The 20,619-nt window shown below is 58.0% G+C and carries 21 protein-coding genes; 7 read left to right on the plus strand and 14 right to left on the minus strand.

Annotated elements, in window-relative coordinates; translation table 11 throughout:
- Nucleotides 1-7 precede the first annotated feature (7 nt).
- The 7 genes from HYZ49_05320 (at nt 8) to HYZ49_05350 (ending at nt 5,597) form a co-directional block, all read left to right on the plus strand.
- Nucleotides 8-1,162: an AAA family ATPase gene (locus tag HYZ49_05320; protein MBI3241696.1), complete on the plus strand. Its 1,155-nt coding sequence runs from the start codon at nt 8-10 to the stop codon at nt 1,160-1,162.
- The gene (locus HYZ49_05325) at nt 1,159-1,791 is read left to right on the plus strand and encodes a DUF4276 family protein (protein MBI3241697.1); all 633 of its coding nucleotides are present in this window, start codon (nt 1,159-1,161) and stop codon (nt 1,789-1,791) included. The genes HYZ49_05320 and HYZ49_05325 overlap by 4 nt, the downstream gene beginning before the upstream one ends.
- Nucleotides 1,792-1,807: 16 nt before the next feature.
- On the plus strand, nt 1,808-2,284 hold the full coding sequence (locus HYZ49_05330; protein ID MBI3241698.1) for a DinB family protein: 477 nt from the start codon (nt 1,808-1,810) through the stop codon (nt 2,282-2,284).
- Nucleotides 2,285-2,372: 88 nt separating this feature from the next.
- The gene (locus HYZ49_05335; protein ID MBI3241699.1) at nt 2,373-2,834 is read left to right on the plus strand and encodes a dTDP-4-dehydrorhamnose 3,5-epimerase family protein; all 462 of its coding nucleotides are present in this window, start codon (nt 2,373-2,375) and stop codon (nt 2,832-2,834) included.
- 64 nt (nt 2,835-2,898) lie between these two features.
- Entirely contained in the window at nt 2,899-3,909 is a 1,011-nt protein-coding gene (locus tag HYZ49_05340) for a molybdopterin molybdotransferase MoeA (protein ID MBI3241700.1), read from the plus strand.
- A 42-nt stretch (nt 3,910-3,951) separates the two neighbouring features.
- Nucleotides 3,952-4,617 (plus strand): phosphoribosylanthranilate isomerase, encoded by a 666-nt coding sequence (locus tag HYZ49_05345; protein ID MBI3241701.1) that lies wholly within the window; start codon nt 3,952-3,954, stop codon nt 4,615-4,617.
- Nucleotides 4,614-5,597, plus strand: a complete 984-nt coding sequence (locus HYZ49_05350) for a carbohydrate kinase family protein (GenBank protein ID MBI3241702.1) — start codon at nt 4,614-4,616, stop codon at nt 5,595-5,597. Before HYZ49_05345 ends, HYZ49_05350 begins: the two co-directional genes overlap by 4 nt.
- Nucleotides 5,598-5,638: 41 nt before the next feature.
- On the opposite strand, the gene HYZ49_05355 is transcribed toward HYZ49_05350, so the two are convergent.
- The 14 genes from HYZ49_05355 to HYZ49_05420 form a co-directional block, all read right to left on the minus strand.
- Nucleotides 5,639-6,955 carry an HlyD family efflux transporter periplasmic adaptor subunit gene (locus HYZ49_05355; protein ID MBI3241703.1) on the minus strand — a complete coding sequence of 439 codons (1,317 nt, stop codon included), beginning with the start codon at nt 6,953-6,955 and terminating at the stop codon, nt 5,639-5,641.
- 21 nt (nt 6,956-6,976) lie between these two features.
- Entirely contained in the window at nt 6,977-9,367 is a 2,391-nt protein-coding gene (locus HYZ49_05360) for an ABC transporter permease (GenBank protein MBI3241704.1), read from the minus strand.
- Between the two features lie 2 nt (nt 9,368-9,369).
- Entirely contained in the window at nt 9,370-10,068 is a 699-nt protein-coding gene (locus HYZ49_05365) for an ABC transporter ATP-binding protein (GenBank protein MBI3241705.1), read from the minus strand.
- A gap of 282 nt (nt 10,069-10,350) precedes the next feature.
- Nucleotides 10,351-11,196 carry a metal ABC transporter permease gene (locus HYZ49_05370; protein ID MBI3241706.1) on the minus strand — a complete coding sequence of 282 codons (846 nt, stop codon included), beginning with the start codon at nt 11,194-11,196 and terminating at the stop codon, nt 10,351-10,353.
- Complete coding sequence (locus tag HYZ49_05375) at nt 11,165-12,031, minus strand: metal ABC transporter ATP-binding protein (protein MBI3241707.1); 867 nt, start codon at nt 12,029-12,031, stop codon at nt 11,165-11,167. The genes HYZ49_05370 and HYZ49_05375 overlap by 32 nt, the downstream gene beginning before the upstream one ends.
- A 62-nt stretch (nt 12,032-12,093) precedes the next feature.
- Complete coding sequence (locus HYZ49_05380; GenBank protein ID MBI3241708.1) at nt 12,094-13,095, minus strand: zinc ABC transporter substrate-binding protein; 1,002 nt, start codon at nt 13,093-13,095, stop codon at nt 12,094-12,096.
- Between the two features lie 54 nt (nt 13,096-13,149).
- Nucleotides 13,150-13,578, minus strand: coding sequence for a transcriptional repressor (locus HYZ49_05385; GenBank protein MBI3241709.1), 429 nt, complete (start codon nt 13,576-13,578; stop codon nt 13,150-13,152).
- A 187-nt stretch (nt 13,579-13,765) separates the two neighbouring features.
- Nucleotides 13,766-14,818: a 23S rRNA (adenine(2503)-C(2))-methyltransferase RlmN gene (rlmN, locus tag HYZ49_05390; GenBank protein MBI3241710.1), complete on the minus strand. Its 1,053-nt coding sequence runs from the start codon at nt 14,816-14,818 to the stop codon at nt 13,766-13,768.
- A complete protein-coding gene (locus HYZ49_05395; GenBank protein MBI3241711.1) occupies nt 14,815-16,377 on the minus strand; it encodes a tetratricopeptide repeat protein in 1,563 nt (520 codons plus the stop codon). Before HYZ49_05395 ends, rlmN begins: the two co-directional genes overlap by 4 nt.
- The gene (locus HYZ49_05400) at nt 16,374-17,168 is read right to left on the minus strand and encodes an HAD family hydrolase (protein ID MBI3241712.1); all 795 of its coding nucleotides are present in this window, start codon (nt 17,166-17,168) and stop codon (nt 16,374-16,376) included. The genes HYZ49_05395 and HYZ49_05400 overlap by 4 nt, the downstream gene beginning before the upstream one ends.
- 91 nt (nt 17,169-17,259) lie before the next feature.
- Nucleotides 17,260-17,880 (minus strand): ATP-dependent Clp protease proteolytic subunit, encoded by a 621-nt coding sequence (locus HYZ49_05405; protein MBI3241713.1) that lies wholly within the window; start codon nt 17,878-17,880, stop codon nt 17,260-17,262.
- 108 nt (nt 17,881-17,988) lie between these two features.
- On the minus strand, nt 17,989-19,518 hold the full coding sequence (gene tig / locus HYZ49_05410; protein ID MBI3241714.1) for a trigger factor: 1,530 nt from the start codon (nt 19,516-19,518) through the stop codon (nt 17,989-17,991).
- Nucleotides 19,519-19,664: 146 nt separating this feature from the next.
- Nucleotides 19,665-19,931 (minus strand): hypothetical protein, encoded by a 267-nt coding sequence (locus HYZ49_05415; GenBank protein MBI3241715.1) that lies wholly within the window; start codon nt 19,929-19,931, stop codon nt 19,665-19,667.
- A 139-nt stretch (nt 19,932-20,070) separates the two neighbouring features.
- On the minus strand, nt 20,071-20,541 hold the full coding sequence (locus tag HYZ49_05420; GenBank protein ID MBI3241716.1) for a hypothetical protein: 471 nt from the start codon (nt 20,539-20,541) through the stop codon (nt 20,071-20,073).
- Between the last annotated feature and the right edge of the window lie 78 nt (nt 20,542-20,619).

The raw sequence follows: 20,619 nt of genomic DNA on the forward strand, positions 1-20,619 counted from the left end.
ATAATTTATGAGCATCCAAAGGCTTGAAATCGAAGGTTTTCGTTCGCTCCAAAGCGTAACTTGGGAACCTGGCCCTCTCAATGTGTTGATCGGCGTCAATGGTTCAGGTAAATCCAATTTGCTACGCGCCCTGCAACTATTGAAGAGCGCCGCCGATGGCAAACTCTCAGAAAGTGTTCGCGCTGCTGGAGGAATGGTGCCGTTATTGTGGGACGGGCAGGTCAATGCAATAAAGTTCAGTTTGCAACTCACGTCCCCTGCCGCCACTTATGAACTCGTCGCAAATCGTTTGGGGCAAAGCGGAGCCTTCTACATCGAAAGTGAATTCCTAATAGCAAATGGCGACCCTGCTCAAAAAGTCCTGGAACGCACAAGAACGCGAGCTGCTGTTTTAAATGCCCAGCAAGTTAAGCTAGAACTTAATGCTGAAGCATTTGATGAAGATGAGCCTCTAATCGCATTCAGACCGGTTTCGGAACTGAATCAACCCTTTTCAAGACTCCAAAGGGCAATAGCAAACTTTTACATTTACCATGATGTGCGCGTGGATAGCGACTCGGAAATGCGACGTGCTACCGTCTCACGCCGCGATTTGCGCGTTGACCCGGACGGAAGCAATCTAATCTCAGTTTTGCACACGCTTTACACAAACGACCGGTACTTCAAAGATGAATTAAACGCGGCAATGAAAGCCGCCTTCGGTGATGAGTTTGAGGAGTTAGTCTTCCCGCCCGCTGAGGATGGTCGTATCCAACTCCGTTTACGCTGGCGTTCTCTGCGCCGTGAGCAATCGGCCAGCGACCTCTCGGATGGCACACTGCGCTTTCTATTTTTACTCACTGTATTGGCCGGATCGGCCGGTTCGGACCCGCCGTCGCTCATTGCCATAGACGAGCCGGAAACCGGCCTGCACCCCAGCATGTTGCCGCTCATCGCCGAATACGCAACCGACGCGGCCCGTTACACGCAAGTGATCTTCACTACTCACTCGCCGCAATTTCTAAATGGATTCAAAGGGCGAGCCGATATTACAACAATAGTAGAGTCGATTGAAGGCAAATCTCGTTTGCGACGATTGCCCGAAGCCGAGCTAAGTCGCTGGCTAGAACATTTTCAATTGGGCGATTTGATGTTGTCGGGAGAACTAGAGAGTATCGAATGAAAATCGTACTTCTCGTAGAAGGATGGACAGAGAAAGAACTGCCGCCATTTCTCAAGCGCTGGCTTGATCCCCAATTGCCACAACCCATTCGCATCCAGCCTGTGCGTTTTGAAGGCAACGCCCATTATTTGGATAACGTCGCCAACAAAACTCGGTTCCACTTATCCAACGATGATACCATCGCCGTTTTTGGATTGCTCGACCTCTATGGCTTGAAGCTCGACTATTCCAAACATGCTGACCGCGATCAAAAGATTGCCCACGCCCGCGCCGAGATAGTGAAACGTATTCCTGAAGCAGATCGCTCACGTTTCCGCCAACACTTTGCCGTGCATGAAACAGAGGCTTGGCTATTAAGCGATCCCCGTTTGTTCCCAGCCCTCAAGCTCTCCGCAAACTCTGCCCGCCCCGAAGATGTAAATTTCGATGAACCTCCATCCAAATTGCTAGATCGCCTCTTCAGCCAAAGTCGAGACGGGCGAGGCTACAAGAAAACGACTATGGCCCGTACGTTGTTGCCCAAACTTGATCCGGTTCTCGTCTATCAAAAGTGCCCCAACTTCAAATTGATGATGGACGAGATGCTGATGTTAGTCAAGAAAGCACTCGGCAATCAGTCCAGTTCTTAAAGAGAAAGGTAAACCCATGTCCCGTAAAGACTCCATCCACCAAAGAATTACTGCCGACCACGCCGCCAGCATGTCAATCTTCAACAGCTTCACCGCCGAGCAGTGGGAAATGCCCGCGCCGTCCGACGAGGGCGCGCAGTGGAAGGCCCGCGACGTGCTGGCCCACCTCGCCGTCTCCGAAGGCGGCCAACTCGGCCAGATCGAGCGTTGCCTCAAAGGCGAAGCCCCCGTGCCCGACGACTTTGACCTCAACCGTTTCAATCGCCGCTCTGTGCAAAAACAGGCCGAAAAGTCAGTGGCCGACTTTCTAAATATGATCGAAACCGGCCACGCCCAGGTGCTGGCAACGCTTGATACCGTCGCCGACGCCGACTTCGACAAAAGCGGCAGGCACGCCCGCGGCGACGTGATCACCATTGAGCAATTCTTCATCCGCACCACCGAGCACCGGGTTCAGCACGCCGAAGAACTGAAGCGAGCTTTATCAGGTTAGCCTGCGTATTGCGTAGTGCGTATAGCGTAATGGCTCTACGGAATACGGAATATGCACTACGCCCTACTTTACCAACCGACTGCCTCTTATGCCACCCATCCACGACGTTGTAGTCAAAAAACTCGCTACCCACTCTGACGACCGGGGCTACTTCCGCGAAATTTTGCGCGAAGACGACAACCTGCTCCGTCACTTCGGCCAGACCTCCATTACCAAAACTTACCCCGGCGTGATCAAAGCCTTCCACTGGCACAACCACCAGGACGACATTTGGTACGTCGCCAGCGGCATGGCCCGTGTGGTGCTCCACGACCGGCGCGAAGGCTCGCCCACCAAAGGCGTGACTCAGGTGGTTTACGCGGGCGAGGACAACCCGGTCATCATCCTGATCCCGATCGGCATCGCCCACGGCTACCAGGTGTTGGGCAACCAGCCCGTCATCCTGTTCTACCACGTCACCAAAGCCTACGACCCCAAGAACCCGGATGAAGAACGCATCCCGTGGGACGATCCAGAGATCGGCTTCGACTGGTCTATCCAGAATCGCTAATCTCCCATTCTCTAATTCTCTGATTCTCAGAGAATTAGAGAATGGGAGAATTGGAGAATTCCGCATGGCTGAGTTCTTCAACGTCCTGCCACCCGCTCTCGCGCTGGCCGAGTTGTTCAAGCATCTGCCTGCCAGCGTCCACCCTGAAAGTATCCTCACGGTTGACGCGCTCGACCGCGTCACGGCCGAGCCGGTTCGCTCGCCCGCCGCGCTCCCGGCCTTCCCGCGCTCGACGATGGACGGTTACGCCGTCCGCGCCCAAGATACTTTTGGCGCGTCCGCAACTTTGCCTGCTTCCGGGGCAACCGTCATCGAGGCGGGGAGACGTTTGAGGCCGCAAGACCTGGGTGGCTTGATGGCATTAGGCATCACGTCAGTGATGGTCGCCCGTCGTCCAACGTTCGCCATCCTTGCCACCGGCGATGAAGTCGTGCCGCCAGAGTCTCACGCAGGGCCAGGCCAGATTCGGGACATCAACTCGTATTCAGTGGGCGGCCTGGTTCAACGGGCTGGCGGCCTCCCCGTCCGTTACGGCATCGCCCCCGATAACTTCAATACACTAATAACCACTTCCACAAAAGCTTTGAGCGAATGCGATGGTCTGATTTTGTCGGCAGGCAGTTCGGTGAGCGTGCGCGACATGACCGGCGACGTGATCAACCGACTGGGCAAGCCGGGCGTGCTGGTGCACGGGGTGGCGGTGAAACCGGGCAAGCCGACCCTGCTGGCGGTGTGTGACGGCAAACCCGTCTTTGGCCTGCCGGGCAATCCGGTGAGCGCCCTGGTCATCGCCGAGTTGTTTGTCAAGCCAACGATTGAGCGCATGTTGGGTTTGCGCGAAAGCCTGACGCGGCGCGTGCGAGCCAAACTCACGCGCAACATTGCCTCCGAGGCCGGACGCGAAGATTACGTGCCCGCCCGCCTCGTCGAGCGCGACGGCGAAATGCTGGCCGAGCCGGTCTTCGGCAAGTCGAACCTGATCTTCACCCTCATCCGCGCCGACGGCATCATCCACATTCCGCTCAACGCGAACGGGGTGAGCGAGGGCGAGATGGTGGAGGTGAGGTTGTTTTAGTAGCGCGAGTTGCCAACTCGCTCCACGTTTTCACGCCAGTGCATGCTTATTCAAATCTACGCCTTCACGAACATTGAGCAGGCGCAAGCCGCCGCCGAACTTGGCGTGGATCACATTGGCTTTGTGGCCGGCAAGTACGGTCTGGTTCACGGCGAGTTGACGTTCGCCGAAGCGCGGCAACTGGCCGCCTCTCTGCCGCCGGGCACAAAGCGCGTGGCGCTGACGATGGCGACCGGCGTTGACGAAATTCGGCGCATGGCTGACGCCGTTCAGCCGGACATCGTTCACATTTCCACCGACGTTCACGAGGTGGGCGTGGAGGCGATGTCCCAACTGAGAAAGCAGTTGCCATCATCTGTCCAACTGATGAAGGCTGTGCCGGTTGAAGATGAATCCAGTATCGCCCTCGCCCACCAGTTTGCGCCAGTAAGCAACTGGTTTCTGCTCGACACCAAAGTGCGCGGCCTGCCCGGCGTGGGCGCAAGCGGCCGCGCGCACGACTGGCGCCTCAGCCGCCGCATCGCCGAAAGCGTCAGCGTTCCGGTCATTCTCGCCGGCGGCCTGTCAACAGAAAACGTAAGAGGGGCCATCGAGGCGGTTCAACCGTCGGGAGTCGATTCCAACACGGCCACCAACATGCCGGGTAGCCCGGTCGCAAAAGATATGGATCGCATCCGCGCCTTTGTCGCCGCCGTGAAGGGGACATGAGCGAAGCCATCGTGTTGGGCGACATCAACGTGGATGTGTTGATGCCGATCTCAACTTACCCCCGGCCCGGCGGCGACGCGCTATCCGGGCAGATGACGACGCAGGCAGGCGGCTCGGCGGCGAATACGGCCATTGCGCTGGCGAAGCTCGGTGTGGCCGCCAGCATGGTGGGGCGGCTGGGTGAGGACGTTTGGGGCAGTCTGGCACTGCGCGCCCTGACAGACTCTGGCGTGGAAGTCAGCGCGGTTCAACACGACGAGGCCGCCTCAACCGGGTTGTTCTTCATCCCCATCACGCCCGACGGCGAGCGCACCATGTTCGGCCATCGCGGCGCAAACGTCAACACCGAACCCTCCGCCATCAACCCAACAATTTTCAAAGGCGCGCGATTTCTACATCTGTCGGGCTATGCCCTGCTCGAGCCGCCTCAGCGCGAGGCGGCTCTACAGGCAATTGAACTGGCCGGGCAACATGGCCTCGCACTTTCACTCGACACCGGCCTCCTGCCGGCGCTGGCTCGAACAGACGAGATCGGCCAACTCCTGCCGCGCCTGTCAATTTGCGTGCTGGGCGTGGAGGAGGCGCGGGCGCTGGCAGTCGGCGACTCGCCCGCCGACCTGGCCCGGGCGCTCGTAGCGCGCGGCGTAAAGCTGGTGGGCCTCAAGCTGGGCGCGGAGGGTTGTTTGCTGGCCGACTCGTCGGGCTTGTTTAACGTGCCGTCGTTTTCAGTGAAGGCGGTAGACACAACCGGCGCGGGCGACGCCTTTAGCGCCGGATTGATCTACGGGCAGTTGCGTGGCCTGAGCCTGCCTGCCGCCGGCACGCTGGCGAACACGCTGGGCAGTTTAGCCGCCGCAACCTGGGGAGCCGGCCCGGCCCTACCAGGGCGCGAAGCCGTGAGGAAACGACTGGCTGCGGAGGCGGCAACTGCCGAGGATGAGCGAACGAGGTGGATCGAGGAAGTATTAGCGAAGGTTTGAGGTAGAGAGCCGGGCCGTCATCGGGCGACGAGACGTTGCCCCTACTTGTCGAACGTCACTGCCGCCGTCAGGCCCCAGCGGGCCAGCGGGTTGCCTTCGGTGAGAACGACTTTAACGGTGTAGGTGATGTCGCCGCGTTTTTCCTCAAACACCGTGCCAATGGATTCAACCTTGCCCCTCAATGTCACATCCGGCAGAGCATCCAACACAATATCCGCCCCTTGTCCTTCTGTGATCTTCACCACTTCGATCTCGGTCAGGTTGTCGGTCTCAACCCTCCAACTGGAGAAGTCGGCCAGGGTAACTACCGCCTGGCCCGGCGCAACCTGCTCGCCAACTTTCAGGCCAAGCTTGGCCACCGTGCCCGTGAACGGGGCACGCAGTTCGGTATTGTCCAGCGCCACCTTCGCCGCCGTCAGCGCCGATTGAGCCGTGGCCAGCCGGGCCTCGGCCAGCGCCAGTTGATCCGGGTCGGGGCCGGACTGCACTTTGCCCAGCCGCCTCTGGACGTCGGTCAGGCGGGCCTCAGCCAGAGACGCCTCGGCCTGGGCCACGGCCAGCTTGAGGGCATCCGGCGAACGCTGGGCGGCGGCTAAATTCTGTTGAGAATCTTCCAGCGCTTTTTGCGCGTCTTCAATGGCATTGGCGTTCGCGGTCTGCGCCTGTTGCAAACGTATCTCGGCAATGCGGACGGCGTGAGCGGCGTCATTGTAAACATCCTGGGCGTCCTCAACACTTTGAGGATCGCAGTTGCCACAGCCGTCATTCCCCGACTTCACTCGGCCTAAATACTCCTCGGCCAACTTCAAACCATCGCGGGCCGCCTGCAAACCGGCTGTGGCCGCTCCAATGTCGGTGATCTCGGATTCCTGTTGAGCTTGAGTCAGCGCCAGTTGGGCGTCTTCCACCCGTTCCTGATAAAAATCAATATCCGGGTTGCTCAGGTTTCGCAAACGCCGCTGGGCCTTGTCCAGCGCCTCCCGAGCCTGAGCCGCTTCGGCTTCCAGCTGCGCTTTTACCAGCGCCGCGTTCTCTTTCAAATCGTCGAGCGCCTGTCGGGCGTTGAGCACCTCAAGCTCTGTTCGAGCCGCTTCGGCCTGCAAAGCCTCGCTGTTTCCCAGCCGGGCGATCACGTCGCCCTCGGCCACCGCTCCGCCCTCGGCGGCCAGCACCTCAACCACTTTGCCGCCGGCGCTAAACGAGAGCTGAACAAAATTGGCCGGCACCAGCCGCCCCTCGGCGCTCACGGCAAAGTTGTCAACGACGATGGGCACCTCGGCGGCGGGAGTCGGGGTGGCGTTGCTGCAGGCGGCCAGCATGAGGCCGCTCACCAGAAGCATGAAGAAGGTTTTTTTCATTGTGGTTAACTCCATATACTGTTATTCGTAAGCCAGGCTTTCGCGCACGCTGATCCGGGTGGCCCGGCGGGCGGGCAGGCCGCTGGCCAGCAAGGACAGCGCCACCACGACCCCCAGCCAGATCCATAGGCCGGTGAAAGAGTAATGATAGACCGCCGGGAAATCAATCACCTCGCCCAGCGCGTCCACAAAAAATCTTCCGGCCAGCATGCTGAGCGGCACAGCCTGCGCCCAACTCAACACGCCCAGCAGGAGGCCTTCGCCCATAAAAATGAAACCCACATCCAACGACGACGCGCCCACCGCTCGCATCACGCCGATCTCGCGGCGGCGCTCCAGCACGTTAATAGACAGCGTTCCCGACAGGCCGAAGCTCCCCACGACCGCGATCAAAAACGTCATGATCAGCAGAAGTGTGGTCAGGATACTGAACTGGGCGTTGGCCTGTTGCTGGCTTTTGAGGGCGGTGTCGGTGAAGCTCAAGTTGATGCCTTGCGACTTGAAGTAGTTGCGCATGTCTTTTTCAATGGCTGTCTGCGCTTCCAGCGTCTTCACTGTTCCGCGAATCTCAGCCACCGAGGCCCGGCCCACCAGACCCAGTTCTTCGTTGAGCGGGTCGCGGTACACATACGCCGTGTTCTGATCGCGCCCGGCCAGGTCGAAGATCAGGCCCACAATCGTCCACGACGACTTCCCCTTGTCGCCCAGGTCGAGTTGAATCTGGTCGCCCACCCCCAGTCCCATCTTTCCAGCCAGCTTCTGATTCAACAACAGCGCCCGCCCGTCCGCCGGGTTCAACATTCGGCCCGCCGTTAATTGCGGCTCAAAGAGTTGCGTGTCTTTGGGAATACCGCGCAGAAAGATTTCGTGTTCACTGCCCGGGCCACTCGCGCCCGGCGCCTGGGCGTTAGCCGTGTAAAATACCCACATCTCGGCCTGATCCACGTCTGGCCGCGATTCGATCAGCGGCACCACTTCCTCAATCCGCTGAAACTGCTCGAAGCCGATGATGACATCGTAGCCGAAGCCTTTGAAGATTTGCAGGATGGTTTCGTTGAACGAGTAGTGGGTGCTGATGACCATCATGAAGATCGTCCCGGCGGCGATCAGGGTGATCTCGGTGAGGACTACGCGCCCGGCCCGCCGGAACGTGTTGCGCAGGGCAAGCGCCACCATGCGGGGGAGGCCTTGTACCTGGCCCAAAATTCGATCCAGCAAACGTCCGCCATAACGCCCAGTTCCGAGGCCATAAGCATTCAAGGCTTCGCGAACCGAGATGGCAACACCTTGCAACACCGGCCACAGCCCGGCCAGCAGGGGCGTCACCAGGCCGGCGCCGACCTGAGCCAGCAGTGCGAGTTGCAGAACCTCAAACGGCGCCGCCGGAACGTTGATCAGGCCTAGCATCCAACGGGCCAGGGCGTCAGCGCCAATCGCGCCGAAGGGCACGGCCAGCGCCAGGCTCAACATGCCGTAGACGGCCACCCCGGCCAGATACAGAGTCGCAATCTGATTCGAGAGTCCGCCCACAGTCTTCATGATCCCGATCTGCGGCACTTGTTGGGCGATGAGAGCGTTGATGGTGTTGATCACCAGAATGGTGCTGAGGCCGAGCGACATGACGGCCATGACAGCCATAATGAGGCCGACGCCGTCCATCGTGTCCTGCAAGAAGTGGCGTCTGGGGTCTTGCGTTTGCACAAAGCTCACGCCCACGCCAATCTTGTTGAGCCGGGTCTCCGCCGCGTCGGCGGCGTAGTCAGCTTTCTCTTTGGTGTAATCGGGGATGGTGAACTTGATCTGCGAAAACTCGCGGTTGCCGCCCAGCGTCACCAGAGCGTCGCGCGTGGCGTAAAACGTCACATCCTGGCTGAAGGGCGGCGGAAACTGTTGCGGGTCGCGCACCGTGCCGCCGATCTGCATGGCCTTGGGTTTGTTGTTGACTTCAAAATAGATCGCGCCGCCCACTGCCGGCACATGATGGGGCGTAACATGATTGAACTCGACCGCAACTGCATCTGACGACGGCCAGACCCCGGAGCGCAGTTCAATCAGATCAAATTTCTGGTTCTCGTAGTCATCGAGGGCGATAACGGTGGCTTGCTCCCATTCGGCGTCGAGCGAGGGTTTCCAGCGGATGCTCAGGCTGGCCAAGCCTTCAGCGTCCACAACTTCAGGCAGGCGGGCGACGCTCTTCACTGTTTCATCGTCCACCAGGCCGCGCAAATATAAAATCACATTCGAGGGCCGGCTGGCTTCCTGCGAGATCGTCATCTGACGAGTGAGCAGGGTGTTGCTGGCAAAGATCATGCCCAGGGCCAGCACGCCCACGCCAATGCTGAGCACGACCAGCACAGTGCGGCCCTTATTGTTCCACAGGTCGCGCCAGACTTTGCGAAAGGCGGTGTTCATAGCTAAATCTTGTTTCCGTTTTCGTACAGCACGCCATCCAACACTTCGATCAGGCGCGGCATCCGCTTGGCTAACTCAACATCGTGAGTGACCATGATGAAGGTCTTGCCTTTCTTCACTAGCTCTTCAAACAGGGTGAAGACCATGTCAGCCGTCTTGCTGTCCAGGTTGCCGGTCGGCTCGTCGGCCATCAGTAAAGGCGGGTCGTTGGCCAGGGCGCGGGCAATGGCCGCCCGTTGTTGCTGGCCGCCGGAGAGCGTGTTCGGCAATTTGTGGGCCTGGTCGGCCAGCCCCACCTGCTCCAGCAAATTCATCGCCCGTTCAGGCCGCTCGCGCGGCTTCCACACCCGGCAGAAGTCCATAGGTAGCATCACGTTCTCGGCCACAGTCAGCGTCGGCAGAAGTTGAAAAAACTGGAAGATGACGCCAATGTTTTTGCCCCGGAAGCGGGCCAACTGGTTTTCACTCATCTTCTCAATCGGCTCCCCGGCCACACGCACACTGCCGCCGGTAGGCCGATCAATGCCGGTGATCATATTGATCAACGTAGACTTGCCAGAGCCGCTCGGCCCGCGCACACCCACAAACTCGCTCTGGTTCACTTCCAGGTTCACGCTCTTGAGCACGTGGATGACACCCGCCGGCCCCTGAAAGTCTTTGTTGACGTTCTCAACATGCACTAAAGGTTTATTTTCAGACATAACGATGAAGACCCGCTCTTTCGCGCAGAAACCCGCTCTCTGTCAACTCCGAAAGAAAACGGGTTTCCCAGATGTGAGACCTGTCAGGTCCTTGGTCAACTTCCGATAAAGCCCAATTATATCAAGCCAGGGAACGCATTTCAGACTATTAGATTGACTTGGAGAGGGAAAGTTTCAGCCACGCTGACAAAGGGGCAACCGCCACGGCTGTGGAGGCAGATTCCAGGCCCGACCCGCCTATAAAATTGCCAGCATCTTCGGGAAAGTTATGGGGTTACGACTTCAAACGTGCGTGTGTATCAATCGTCGAGCACTGCGTTTTTGAATAGAGGTAACGGCCAGCACTGCGCCAAAGACGGCCGCCTGAAGCAAAACGATTGACGCCCCAGACGACACATCCACGTAATAGCTGAGGTACATGCCGACCAATCCGGTCAGCGCGCCAATGCCAACGGACGACAGCATCATCCGGCTAAAGCTATCGGTGAGCAGGCGCGCCGTGATTGCCGGAATGACCAGCGCCGCGGCAATCAAAGTAACGCCGAGAATCTGCATGGAAGCAATGAGCGCCGCGGCCAGCATCAGGGCAAAGATCGTATCTATCCACTCGGTTTTGACGCCGTACACTTTTGCCACCTGAGAATCAAAGGTGGTGAACAGCAATTGCTTGTACAAAAAGAAGACGATGACTGCAACCATCAATGTTACTGCGCCGACCACCAATACATCCTGCCAGGTGACGCCGAGAATGTTGCCGAACAAAGCCGCGTCGAAGGAGCGAGTGAAACGGCGGTAGCGGCTGATCAACGCCACCCCGGCGGCGAAACTGGCGGTGGTGATGACGCCAATGGCGGCATCGGCGTTAATTTTTGTGCGGCGCACTGTCTGGTTGATCAAAAGCGCCGCAAGGAAACCCCATAGCCCCGCGCCAATATAAAAATTCCATTGCATCACAAAAGCCACCACCGCCCCGCCGAAGATGGCGTGCGACAAGCCATGTCCAATGTAGCTCATGCCCCGCAAGACGATGTAAACGCCAATCAGGCCACACAGGCCGCCCACCAGCACTGCGGCAATCGTCCCGTTGCGGAAAAATTCAAATTGAAAGGGTTCTAACAAGATTTCCATCTTCCGGCTCCAGCGTTGTGGCCGGGGTTTCGCCGGCCACCGGATTCAGCACAATATCATGATAGCCATGACTATGCGGCTTCTGTTGCACGAATAGCATTCCATTTTGGCGAATCACAAGCATGTCGCCCTGGTAAGTTTCGTTGAGCGTCTCGACCGTGAAGACATCATCCGGCGCGCCCTGAGCAACTACCCGGCGATTGAGGCAAACCACCCAGGGCAGGTGAGAGGCGGCCATGTTGAGATCGTGGGTGGTGATTAGCACCGTGATGCCCTGCCGATTCAGGTCGGCCAGCATATGCAAAATGTTTTCCGCCGTTCGCAAATCCACACCCGAAGTCGGCTCATCCAGCACCAGCAAGTCAGGTTCGGAAATCAGGGCGCGGGCCAGAAAAACACGTTGCTGTTGCCCGCCGGACAGATCGCGAATATGCCGCCCCGCCAGTTTGGCAATATCCAGCCTTTCCAGCACAGCCCGCAAACGATGCTTGTCTTCGACGCTCGGCCAGGGCCAAATGCTCGACCGCTGTACCCGGCCCATTAATACCACCTGCTCAACGGTGACCGGGAAATTCCAGTCCACCGTCTCCAACTGCGGCACGTACCCAACCTGGGGCGCAGGCTGGCCATTGAGCGCCTGGCCGTGAATGCAGACCTCGCCATGCGTGGGCTGGAGTGTGCCAAGAATTAGTTTTAGCAGGCTGGTCTTACCGGCGCCGCTTGGCCCAACCAGCGCGGCGAACTGGCCGGGGTGCAGATGCAGGCAAACATTTTCCAACACTGGCTCAGCGCCGTAGCCGAAACTGACATGATTGAGTTCGACAAGTGGTTGCAAGGTGCGGCTCTTTCTTAGCAGGGCGCTCTCTCGAGTCTCGAGCGCCCTGTCAACTGTGCGATTTACTGTTGTTGTTCCACTGTGCTGTCGAGGCCGGGCAAGTTCGAGGTATCAAAGCTGGCAATGAGGTCAGGGTTGCCCCCGAGGGCGGCGGCCATAATCTTGAGGTCTTCAACCATCAGGCCCAGATACGAGTGGTTCTTATCGCCCGGTTTGCCGGGCAGATCATCGTCGCGCAACGTGTCAACGTACTGCACCCCTGCTTCCTTACCGATCTGCGCCAGCACCGGGGACGGGAATACTTCTGAGCCGAAGATGGCTGGAACCTGCTCCTGTTTCACTTGTTCGATGAGCGCCGCGACTTCCTGGGCCGAGGGTTCGGCAAAGTCCGAGGGCTGGATGGCGCCGATGACGGTCATTCCATAGCGCGGGGCAAAGTAGGCAAAGGAATCGTGATACGTTAGCAATTTGCGGTTGCCTTCGGGAATGCTGGCAATTGTAGCCTTGATTGCTTGATCCAGCGCTTCGATCCGGACCTTGAACGCATCGTAGTTCGCGCGGTAGTAATCGGCGTTGGCCGGGTCGCGGCGGACAAGAACGTCACGAGCAATCTCAGCATAGCGCAAAGCATAGATCGGGTTCGGCCACAGGTGCGGGTTAGGGCTACCGGCTTCTTTGGGGAACGAGAAGTCATACCTATACTGATCAGGCTTAATGGTCTGTTCGCCAAGCACAATAATTTCAGCGCCTTGCTTTTTGTTGGCTTCAGCCAGTTTCAGGGTAGGTTCTTCAAGCTTCAATCCGTTCACGAAGATCAAATCAGCCTTTGCCAATTTCTTAGCGTCCGACGGAGCAGGCTCAAATGTATGAGAGTTTGTGCCCTCAGGGACGATGCCCGACAGATTGATCTTATCGCCGCCGATATTGTAAATAATATTCGTAATTGGCGAGACGGTGGTGACGACACTTAGATTCCCGGCCGCGATCGGGGTTGAGGCTCCGCCACAGGCGACCAACAGCAAACCGGCAAGGATCACTGCTACAAGCGACTTTCTGAATTGCACGGTGTAATTCTCCTTTGGGTTTTGGGATGTAAAGGCAATATCGGGGCTGATCCGTTATTTAAGCCGCTGGCACTTCTGGCACAAACCGAACAGAGTAACATGATCCATATCTATTACGAATTTTTTCTCGCGTTGAATCTCGTCAAACAAGCCTTTCACAACATCGTGACCGATTTGCATTATCTTATTGCATTTGCGGCAGATCAAATGGTGATGAGGAACTTCTCCGGCGATTTCGTAATGCATCTGCCCGCCAATTTGGGCGGCCACCACCAGCCGCATATCGCACAGAAAATCCAAGTTGCGATAGATGGTGGCCTGGTTAATAGCCGGGGCTTTGGCGTGGATGTGCTTGTAAATTTCCTCAGGCGTAATATGCCCCCCGCTCTCGCAGATCACATCCAGGATCAACTGGCGTTGAGGTGTTACGCGAAACCCGCGTTCGCGCATGAGGGCGGCGTAATCAAAGGCATGGTGTGACATACCGCTTCTCGATTAGTCTAACATTCCCCTTTCTTGTTACATGGAGTTGAAATCACCAAGCCCGAAGACCTGTCCAGGGAACCCGCTCTTGGCTTATTGCAAATACTTGCAATAGCGCAGACAGCATAACAAAAAAACGCCTGAGCGTCAACCGCTCAAGCGTTGGATGTACAAGGCTTTATTTCAATTACGCCGGCGCGGACTTGCCAGCGGCTACCCGCAACTGCCCGCACCCGGCGTTGATGTCAATGCCGCGCCGGACGCGGACGGTGCAGGTGACGCCGCCGGCTTCTAAAATGGCTTTGAAGTTGGCGACCCGTTCGCGGGTGGCCGCCGCCCCGGCGTAATCGCGCGTGGGGTTGAGCGGGATGATGTTGACATGGCACAACAGTTTGGGTTGGGTGATGAGCTTTACCAGTGCGTGCGCTTGAGCGGGTGTGTCGTTCTGACCTTGAATGAGCGCCCATTCAAACGAGAGGCGGCGGCCCGTTTTAGCAACGTACTCCCGGCAAGCCGGAAGCAAAACTTTGAGCGGGTATTTCTTGTTGATGGGCAGAAGCTCAGTTCGCAACTCGTCGGTAGCGGCGTGGAGGGAGACGGCCAAATTCACCTGCCGTTTCTCGTCGGCAAAACGCTCAATCATCGGAACCAGGCCGACGGTGGAGATCGTGATTCGGCGCGCGCCGAAGTTAAATCCGGTCGGGTCGGTGAGGCGGTCAACGGCGGCCAGGGTGGCTTCGTAGTTATGAAACGGCTCGCCCATACCCATGACGACGACGTTGGACAGCGCGTCGTCCTTTTTCTTTAGCTCACGGGCAAACCACAACACCTGCTCCACAATTTCGCCGGCGCTCAGGTGGCGGTCGAAACCCATCTGACCGGTGGCGCAGAACACACAACCCATGGTGCACCCGGCCTGGCTCGAGATACAGGCCGTCGGGCGCTGGTTGTAGCCCATGAGCACGCTGTCGATCTGGCGGTCATCGTCCAGGCGAAACAACAACTTGTTGGTTGTGCCGTCGGTGGAATGCAAATTGATGGCAGGAGTGAGGCGGCTGAATTGCAGTTCGGCGCTGAGGTGTTGGCGAAGGGGTTTTGGCAAATCCGTCATGGCTTCAAACGAAGGCGCCAGTCGTTGATATGCCCAGCCCCACACTTGTTTGGCGCGAAAGGCGGGTTGCCCCCACCCAGCCAGCAGACTCGCGAGGTCAGCTAGCGAGAGATCGAAGAGGTAAGTCATTTCATGGCCGCAATCTGGGCCAGACGTTCCTCGGCCAGTTGTTTGTTCCGAGGGTCACGGGCGCTCTGGGCCACCTTCCTGTAGTCTTCGGTCGCCCGCTTGAAATCGCCGCGCACAAAATAAATGTCGGCCCGGCTGAGGTAGCTGGGCAGGTCGTTGCGGTCGAGGGCGATGGCGCGAGTGAAGGCTTCGAGCGCTTCGTCCATCTGGTTGTTTTCGTAGTAGGCGCTTCCCAGGTTGAAGCGAAGCACCGAGTCGTTGGGCCGGATTTGAACACAGTGCAGAAAATCTTCAACGGCCTGTTTGTAGTTGCGCAGGCGATAGTGAATCTCGCCCCGGTCGCGATACAACTCAACCGCCTCTGGCAAGCCCTCAATGGCCTTGTCGTAATCCGTCAACGCCGACGAAAAATCGCCCTTCTCTCTCACCAGCTTGCCGTGCAGGGCAAACACCACCGGGTCGTCCAGCCCGTGTTCAATGGCGGCGGTGAGGTCGGAGAGGGCCGAAAGCTTGTCGGCCCGCATGGCATGAATGCGCGCCCGCTCCTCGTAAGCGGCGGCAAAGGTCGGACGATTGATGATGGCCTGGCTGAAATCCTGCATGGCCTGATCGATCAGCCGGTTGGCCATGTTCACCAGGCCGCGCCGGTAATGGGCGTCGGCGTTTCGGCGGTCAATAGCCAACAGCCGCTCGTCGTTGGCGGCCAGGGCGTTGTAGTCTTTCAACTCCAGCAAGGCGTTGCCGCGCATCGAGAGCGCTTCTTTGTGATTGTCTTTCAAGGCCAGCACCTTGTCGAAGTCTTTGATGGCGGCCCGGAGTTGGCCGAGGCCGGCCTGACAACGCCCGCGATAGAAATAGCTTTCAACTTGTTTAGACGCAACCTGAACCGCCTTGTCAAATTCGACGATGCCCTGTTTGTATTGCTTGAGTTCAAAACAGGCGACGCCGCAGTTGTGCAGGTAAAGCGGATTGGTCGGCTCCAGGGAAACGGCCATTTGATAGTCGGCCAGCGATTTGTCCAACTGCTTGAGCCAGTAATAGGCCAAGGCCCGCAAGCTGTAGCTGGCCGCCACTTTAGGCGCGAGGGTGATGGCCTTGCTCAAGTCGGCCACGGCGGCGTCGTATTGCTTGAGCTTCATGAAAGCTTCGCCGCGACCGTAATAGCCGTGCGGCTTGTCGGCCATGAGCTTGATGCACTTGCCGTAGTCGGCGATGGCCCGCTCCGGCTGGCCCAGGTCTTCCAGGCAACGGGCGCGCTGATAAAACGCCTGCCCCAAATTGGGATCGATCTCGATTGCCTGAACGAGATCGGCGAGCGCCATTTTGGTCTCATTCATCAGGCGGTAGATGGCGGCCCGCTCCACAAGAATTTGGGCGTTGCCCGGTTGAATGTCGCGGGCGGTGGTGTAATCGGCGGCGGCATCGGGGTAATTCTCCAGTTGTTTGTGGATGACGGCCCGGGCCATGAACGTTTGCCAGTCGCCGGGGTTGCGGGAGATTTTGGCGTTGGCCTCAGCCAGGCGTTTTTCCAGTTCGGGAGCGGGTTTGGGTCGGGTCATGGTTCGGCTTGCCAGTGCATGGTCAGGTCGGCAATGTCTGTAAAAATCCAGTCGGGCCGGTAGTTCACCCCGGCCAGGTGTTCACGAGACGATATCCCCGACAGAACAAGGATGCTGCGAAGGCCGGCGTTCACTGCGCCCAGGATGTCAGTCTCCAAACGGTCGCCCAGGGCAACGGTGTCGGCCAGACTACCGCCGAGGCGAGCCAGGGCCTGCTGGTACATGATCGGCTGAGGCTTGCCCACGATGACGGGCGCGACCTCGGTCGCCGTTTGTAATAATGCCAGAACCGCGCCGTTGCCGTGAACAATGCCGCGCTCGGTTGGCAAAGTTGTGTCGGGGTTGGCGCCGATGAAGGTTGCCCCGGCGCGAATGTTCAAGGTCGCCTGCGCCAGCTTCTCCCACGTCAGCCCGCGATCCATGCCCACCACCACGTAGTTCGCCTCCCCGTCGCTGAGGGTGAAGCCCTGCTCGGCCAGGGCCTGGGTGACGCCGGCTTCACCTATGGTATACACCGGTTCGCCTTTTGGCGCTATCCCGCTCAGATAGATGGCGGCGGCCTGGGCCGAGGTCAAAATTTCATCGCGGGTGACGGCCACACCCATCTGCTCAAGCTTCGCCACATATTGATCCGGCGTCTGGCTGGCGTTGTTGGTCGCCAGAATAAAACGAATCGCCCGGCGGCGAAGGAAGGCGAAAAATTCGACCAGGCCAGGGAGGGCCGTTTCGCCGTGCCAGAGCACGCCGTCCATATCAATGATGAGATGGCGGATGGAGGTGAGGGAGGGCATTGAAAAAAAAGACGACAGACGACGGACGAAAGACCAATGTCGTCATTCGTCCGTCGTCTGTCGTCGGACAAAGAAACTGTGTAGTTGCGAGCTATGCTTTCTTGCCGTTATCCGACCGTTCCGGGGCGGTGAGAATTTGATCGATCAGGCCATACTTGACCGCGCCTTCAGCGTCGAGGTAAAAGTCGCGCTCCACGTCGCGCTCGATCACGTCGAGCGTCTGGCCAGTGTGCGTGGCCAGGATGCCGTTGAGCTTTTCGCGCAGGCGCAAAATTTCTTTGGCTTGAATTTCGATGTCGGTGGCCTGGCCCTGCGCCCCGCCGAGCGGCTGGTGCAGGTGGATGGTGGCGTTGGGCAAGGCGTAACGATAGCCTTTGGTTCCGGCAGTGAGAAGCACCGTGCCGAACGAGGCGGTGACGCCGACGGCGACGGTGGAGACCGGGGCCGTCATTTGTTGCATGGTGTCGTAAATCGCCAGGCCGGCGTAAATCTGGCCGCCGGGCGAGTTGATGTACATCTGGATCAGTTTCTCCGGGTCTTCCTGGTTGAGGAAGAGGAGTTGGGCGACGATGACGTTCGCCACCTGATCGTTGATGGGCGTGCCCACGAAGATGATGCGGTTCTTGAGAAGGAGGGAGTAGATGTCGTAAGCCCGTTCGCCCCGCCCGGACGTTTCGATCACCATTGGAATAAGGTTTTGTGGAATCTGCATTTTCCGTAAGTCCTTTCAGATAGCGCGTTTCCGCCGCGCCGGAATTGGTTCGCCTAAGCTAACACGCCGACTGTTAGAGTATTGCTAACAACCTGCCTAGCCGTTTGGCTACTCGGCAGGCGTTGCCTCTGGCGTTTCAGCCTGCGGTTCAATGGCCTCAGTAATAAGCGGGTCAGTGACCAGGACTTCAGGCTCGGCGACAGCTTCAGCTTCGGCAGTTGCTTCGGGAATCTCCGGCGCTTCGCCCTTGGCAATTGCCACCAGCCGTTGGGCGGCCCGTTCGCTCAACAAGTCCAGCCGCACCGAGCGGTGGCCGTTCTCAGTGTTCAGAATCTTCAAATACTTCTCGGCGTCCGGCCCGAAAGGAGTCACCATGAGGGCAATGCGCTCGTCAATCTCCTCGTGCGACACTTCCACCTTCTCCAGTTCGATCACTTTGCTAAGAACCAGTGCTCGGCGCAGGCGCTCGTTGGCCGTCGGCTGGAGATCCTCCCTGAGTTTCTCTGTCGTCAGGTCTTGAATCTTCATGTAGTCTTCGAGCGTCAGGCGTTGCTCGCGCAAGCGGCGATCCAGGTCTTCCACCAGCCCGTCCACTTCTTCTTTCAACAAAACCGGCGGATACTTAATCATCGCCCCGGCCACAATCGTGTCCATCACCGCCCGGCTGTACTCGTCGTCAACCCGGCGCTTGGCCCGCCTCAGCAGGTCATCGCCCACTTCGGTTCGCATGTCGGCCAGCGACTCATAATCACCCAGCGACTTCGCTAGTTCATCGTCCCACTCGGGCAAAGTTCGAAGCTTGACATCGTTGCACTTCACGTCAAATTTGGCCGTCTGGCCGCGCAACTGTTCGTTGGCATAATCGTCGGGGAAGACCAACTCAAAGTGGCGCTCGTCGCCCACGTTCATGCCAAGCACTTTTTCGTTGAAGCCCGGCATCGGCCAATCTACTTTGCTGTCGAGCAAAACTTCGACATCCTTGTCGTCCATTAGAAATTCTTCGACCGGGCCGGACGGTTCAACCACCGACTCGGTGGAGGCCGGGTCGGCGGCCTCACCGGCCTCTTCCGGTTTGGCCGCCTCTTCAGTGGGGACGTCCGGCTCGTCTTTCGCCGTCGCCGGCAACATCGCCGCCGCTTTAATGTCCAGCTTGACCACGTCGCCCAACTGAGAAGGCCGCTCCACCGGCTCCAGGACGGCCTGCGTTTCGCGCATACTTTCCAGCGCTTCATTGATGGCGTCTTCGTTCACCATGGCCGGGGTGTAGCCAAAGCGCGTCGAACGATACGCGCCCAGGTCAATTTCAGGCTTGAGCGGCACGTTGAAGGTGAAGACGACCGGCTCGAGTTTGACATCGGTCAGCGCGCCGGGCGCGATCGGGTCGAGCTTGGTTTCCTCGAGCGCGGCCTGGTAGACTCTCTGGCCGAGTTCGTCGAGCGCTTCTTCCCACACCGCCCCCTCGCCAAACTGGCGCTTGATAATTTCGTAAGGGGCCTTGCCCTTGCGGAAGCCGGGGATGTTGTATTTTTGCGCCAGCCGTTTGGCGGCGGCGCGCTTGGCCTTGTCCACCTGCTCCGCGTCCACTTCAACCGTCATTTGGACTTCGCAGGTCTCAAGGGGTGTTTGTTCAATTTTCAACGAGGGAGTTCCTTCCTGATGCGTGAACGCCTGGTCTTTCTGCCGTTCACGCGAATTAAGCTTTGAGCGGGGGGATTATAGCATGGGGAAGATAGGGTTGGGGAGGGTTGGAGTTAGAAGTTCAGGTTGAAGAAAAAAATTGTCAGTTATTTTCTTCCATTGAGAATAAGTGCCCCGACAAATAGTAAAAGGTCAACCAACATTAGACGTTGTAGGACAAGCCACAACCACATGATGTTTTTGATGTCCAACTTGTCAGCTCTTTGCCAGCCTTCTCTATAAGCATCATATTTACCGCGAGCCTTCCACTCACCATCGTTTTCTAGCCTGCTTTTTACATATGACTGGCAAGCAAAGTTTCCTGCGAATATTGCTATTAATGAGAAGAAAAGAATGTTCAGAATTGTATACACTTGCGGCTACACCTCATTTCTGGCATCGAAGTTTCTAGGCTTTCATACTGAACAAGGTATCTCGGAATGACATGGCAGAGGGTCTTTTCAATCCTCAAAACTCTTTAGGTTTGAAACATTCTCGCGAAGCGTCCTTATTCTAACTCCCCCCGCCTTCCGTAATCCCCCTCCTCGCCCGAATCACATTGATGCCGTTGCGTGCTTGTTGCAAATTGCGCTCAAGCTGGCCTTCCAGGTCGGTGAGGCTCTCCAGCACGTAACTGTCGGCGTCGGCGCGAATGGCTTCGGCCTCCTGCTTGGCCCGCTCGATGATCTGGTCGGACTTGTTCTGGGCGGCGATGGCCACGTTCTCGCGCAGGAGCATCTTCTCGCGCTCCTCGCGGGCCACCATCAGCGTACGCTCGGCCTCCTCTTTGGCCTGAGCCATAATCTTATCCTTGTCGGCCAGCGTCTTCTGGGCCTTCTTCACCTCGTCCGGGATTGACACCCGCATCTGATCGATCAGGTCAATCAACCGGTCTTCGTCAATCACAATATTGTGCGTCAGCGGCACCTGCCGGGCGCTGTTCACCAGTTCTTCCAGCCGGTCTACGAGATGAAGAATGTCCATAGTTGTTCTCCCATCAATCTACAATTTAGAACGCAGATTCCTTCCGAAAATGATCAGCGAAAACCAGCGTTCCATCTG

Source organism: Chloroflexota bacterium (assembly GCA_016197225.1).
In the GTDB taxonomy this organism is placed as follows: Bacteria; Chloroflexota; Anaerolineae; order Anaerolineales; family VGOW01; genus VGOW01.

Coding starts and splice junctions, on each gene's coding strand:
- HYZ49_05325 (MBI3241697.1), top strand. CDS start 1,159: ATGAAAATCGTACTTCTCGTAGAAGGATGGACAGAGAAAGAACTGCCG.
- HYZ49_05400 (MBI3241712.1), bottom strand. CDS start 17,168: ATGCCCTCCCTCACCTCCATCCGCCATCTCATCATTGATATGGACGGC.
- HYZ49_05345 (MBI3241701.1), top strand. CDS start 3,952: ATGCTTATTCAAATCTACGCCTTCACGAACATTGAGCAGGCGCAAGCC.
- HYZ49_05340 (MBI3241700.1), top strand. CDS start 2,899: ATGGCTGAGTTCTTCAACGTCCTGCCACCCGCTCTCGCGCTGGCCGAG.
- HYZ49_05385 (MBI3241709.1), bottom strand. CDS start 13,578: ATGTCACACCATGCCTTTGATTACGCCGCCCTCATGCGCGAACGCGGG.
- HYZ49_05365 (MBI3241705.1), bottom strand. CDS start 10,068: ATGTCTGAAAATAAACCTTTAGTGCATGTTGAGAACGTCAACAAAGAC.
- rlmN (MBI3241710.1), bottom strand. CDS start 14,818: ATGACTTACCTCTTCGATCTCTCGCTAGCTGACCTCGCGAGTCTGCTG.
- HYZ49_05350 (MBI3241702.1), top strand. CDS start 4,614: ATGAGCGAAGCCATCGTGTTGGGCGACATCAACGTGGATGTGTTGATG.
- HYZ49_05335 (MBI3241699.1), top strand. CDS start 2,373: ATGCCACCCATCCACGACGTTGTAGTCAAAAAACTCGCTACCCACTCT.
- HYZ49_05330 (MBI3241698.1), top strand. CDS start 1,808: ATGTCCCGTAAAGACTCCATCCACCAAAGAATTACTGCCGACCACGCC.
- HYZ49_05320 (MBI3241696.1), top strand. CDS start 8: ATGAGCATCCAAAGGCTTGAAATCGAAGGTTTTCGTTCGCTCCAAAGC.
- HYZ49_05355 (MBI3241703.1), bottom strand. CDS start 6,955: ATGAAAAAAACCTTCTTCATGCTTCTGGTGAGCGGCCTCATGCTGGCC.
- HYZ49_05370 (MBI3241706.1), bottom strand. CDS start 11,196: ATGGAAATCTTGTTAGAACCCTTTCAATTTGAATTTTTCCGCAACGGG.
- HYZ49_05395 (MBI3241711.1), bottom strand. CDS start 16,377: ATGACCCGACCCAAACCCGCTCCCGAACTGGAAAAACGCCTGGCTGAG.
- HYZ49_05405 (MBI3241713.1), bottom strand. CDS start 17,880: ATGCAGATTCCACAAAACCTTATTCCAATGGTGATCGAAACGTCCGGG.
- HYZ49_05420 (MBI3241716.1), bottom strand. CDS start 20,541: ATGGACATTCTTCATCTCGTAGACCGGCTGGAAGAACTGGTGAACAGC.
- HYZ49_05360 (MBI3241704.1), bottom strand. CDS start 9,367: ATGAACACCGCCTTTCGCAAAGTCTGGCGCGACCTGTGGAACAATAAG.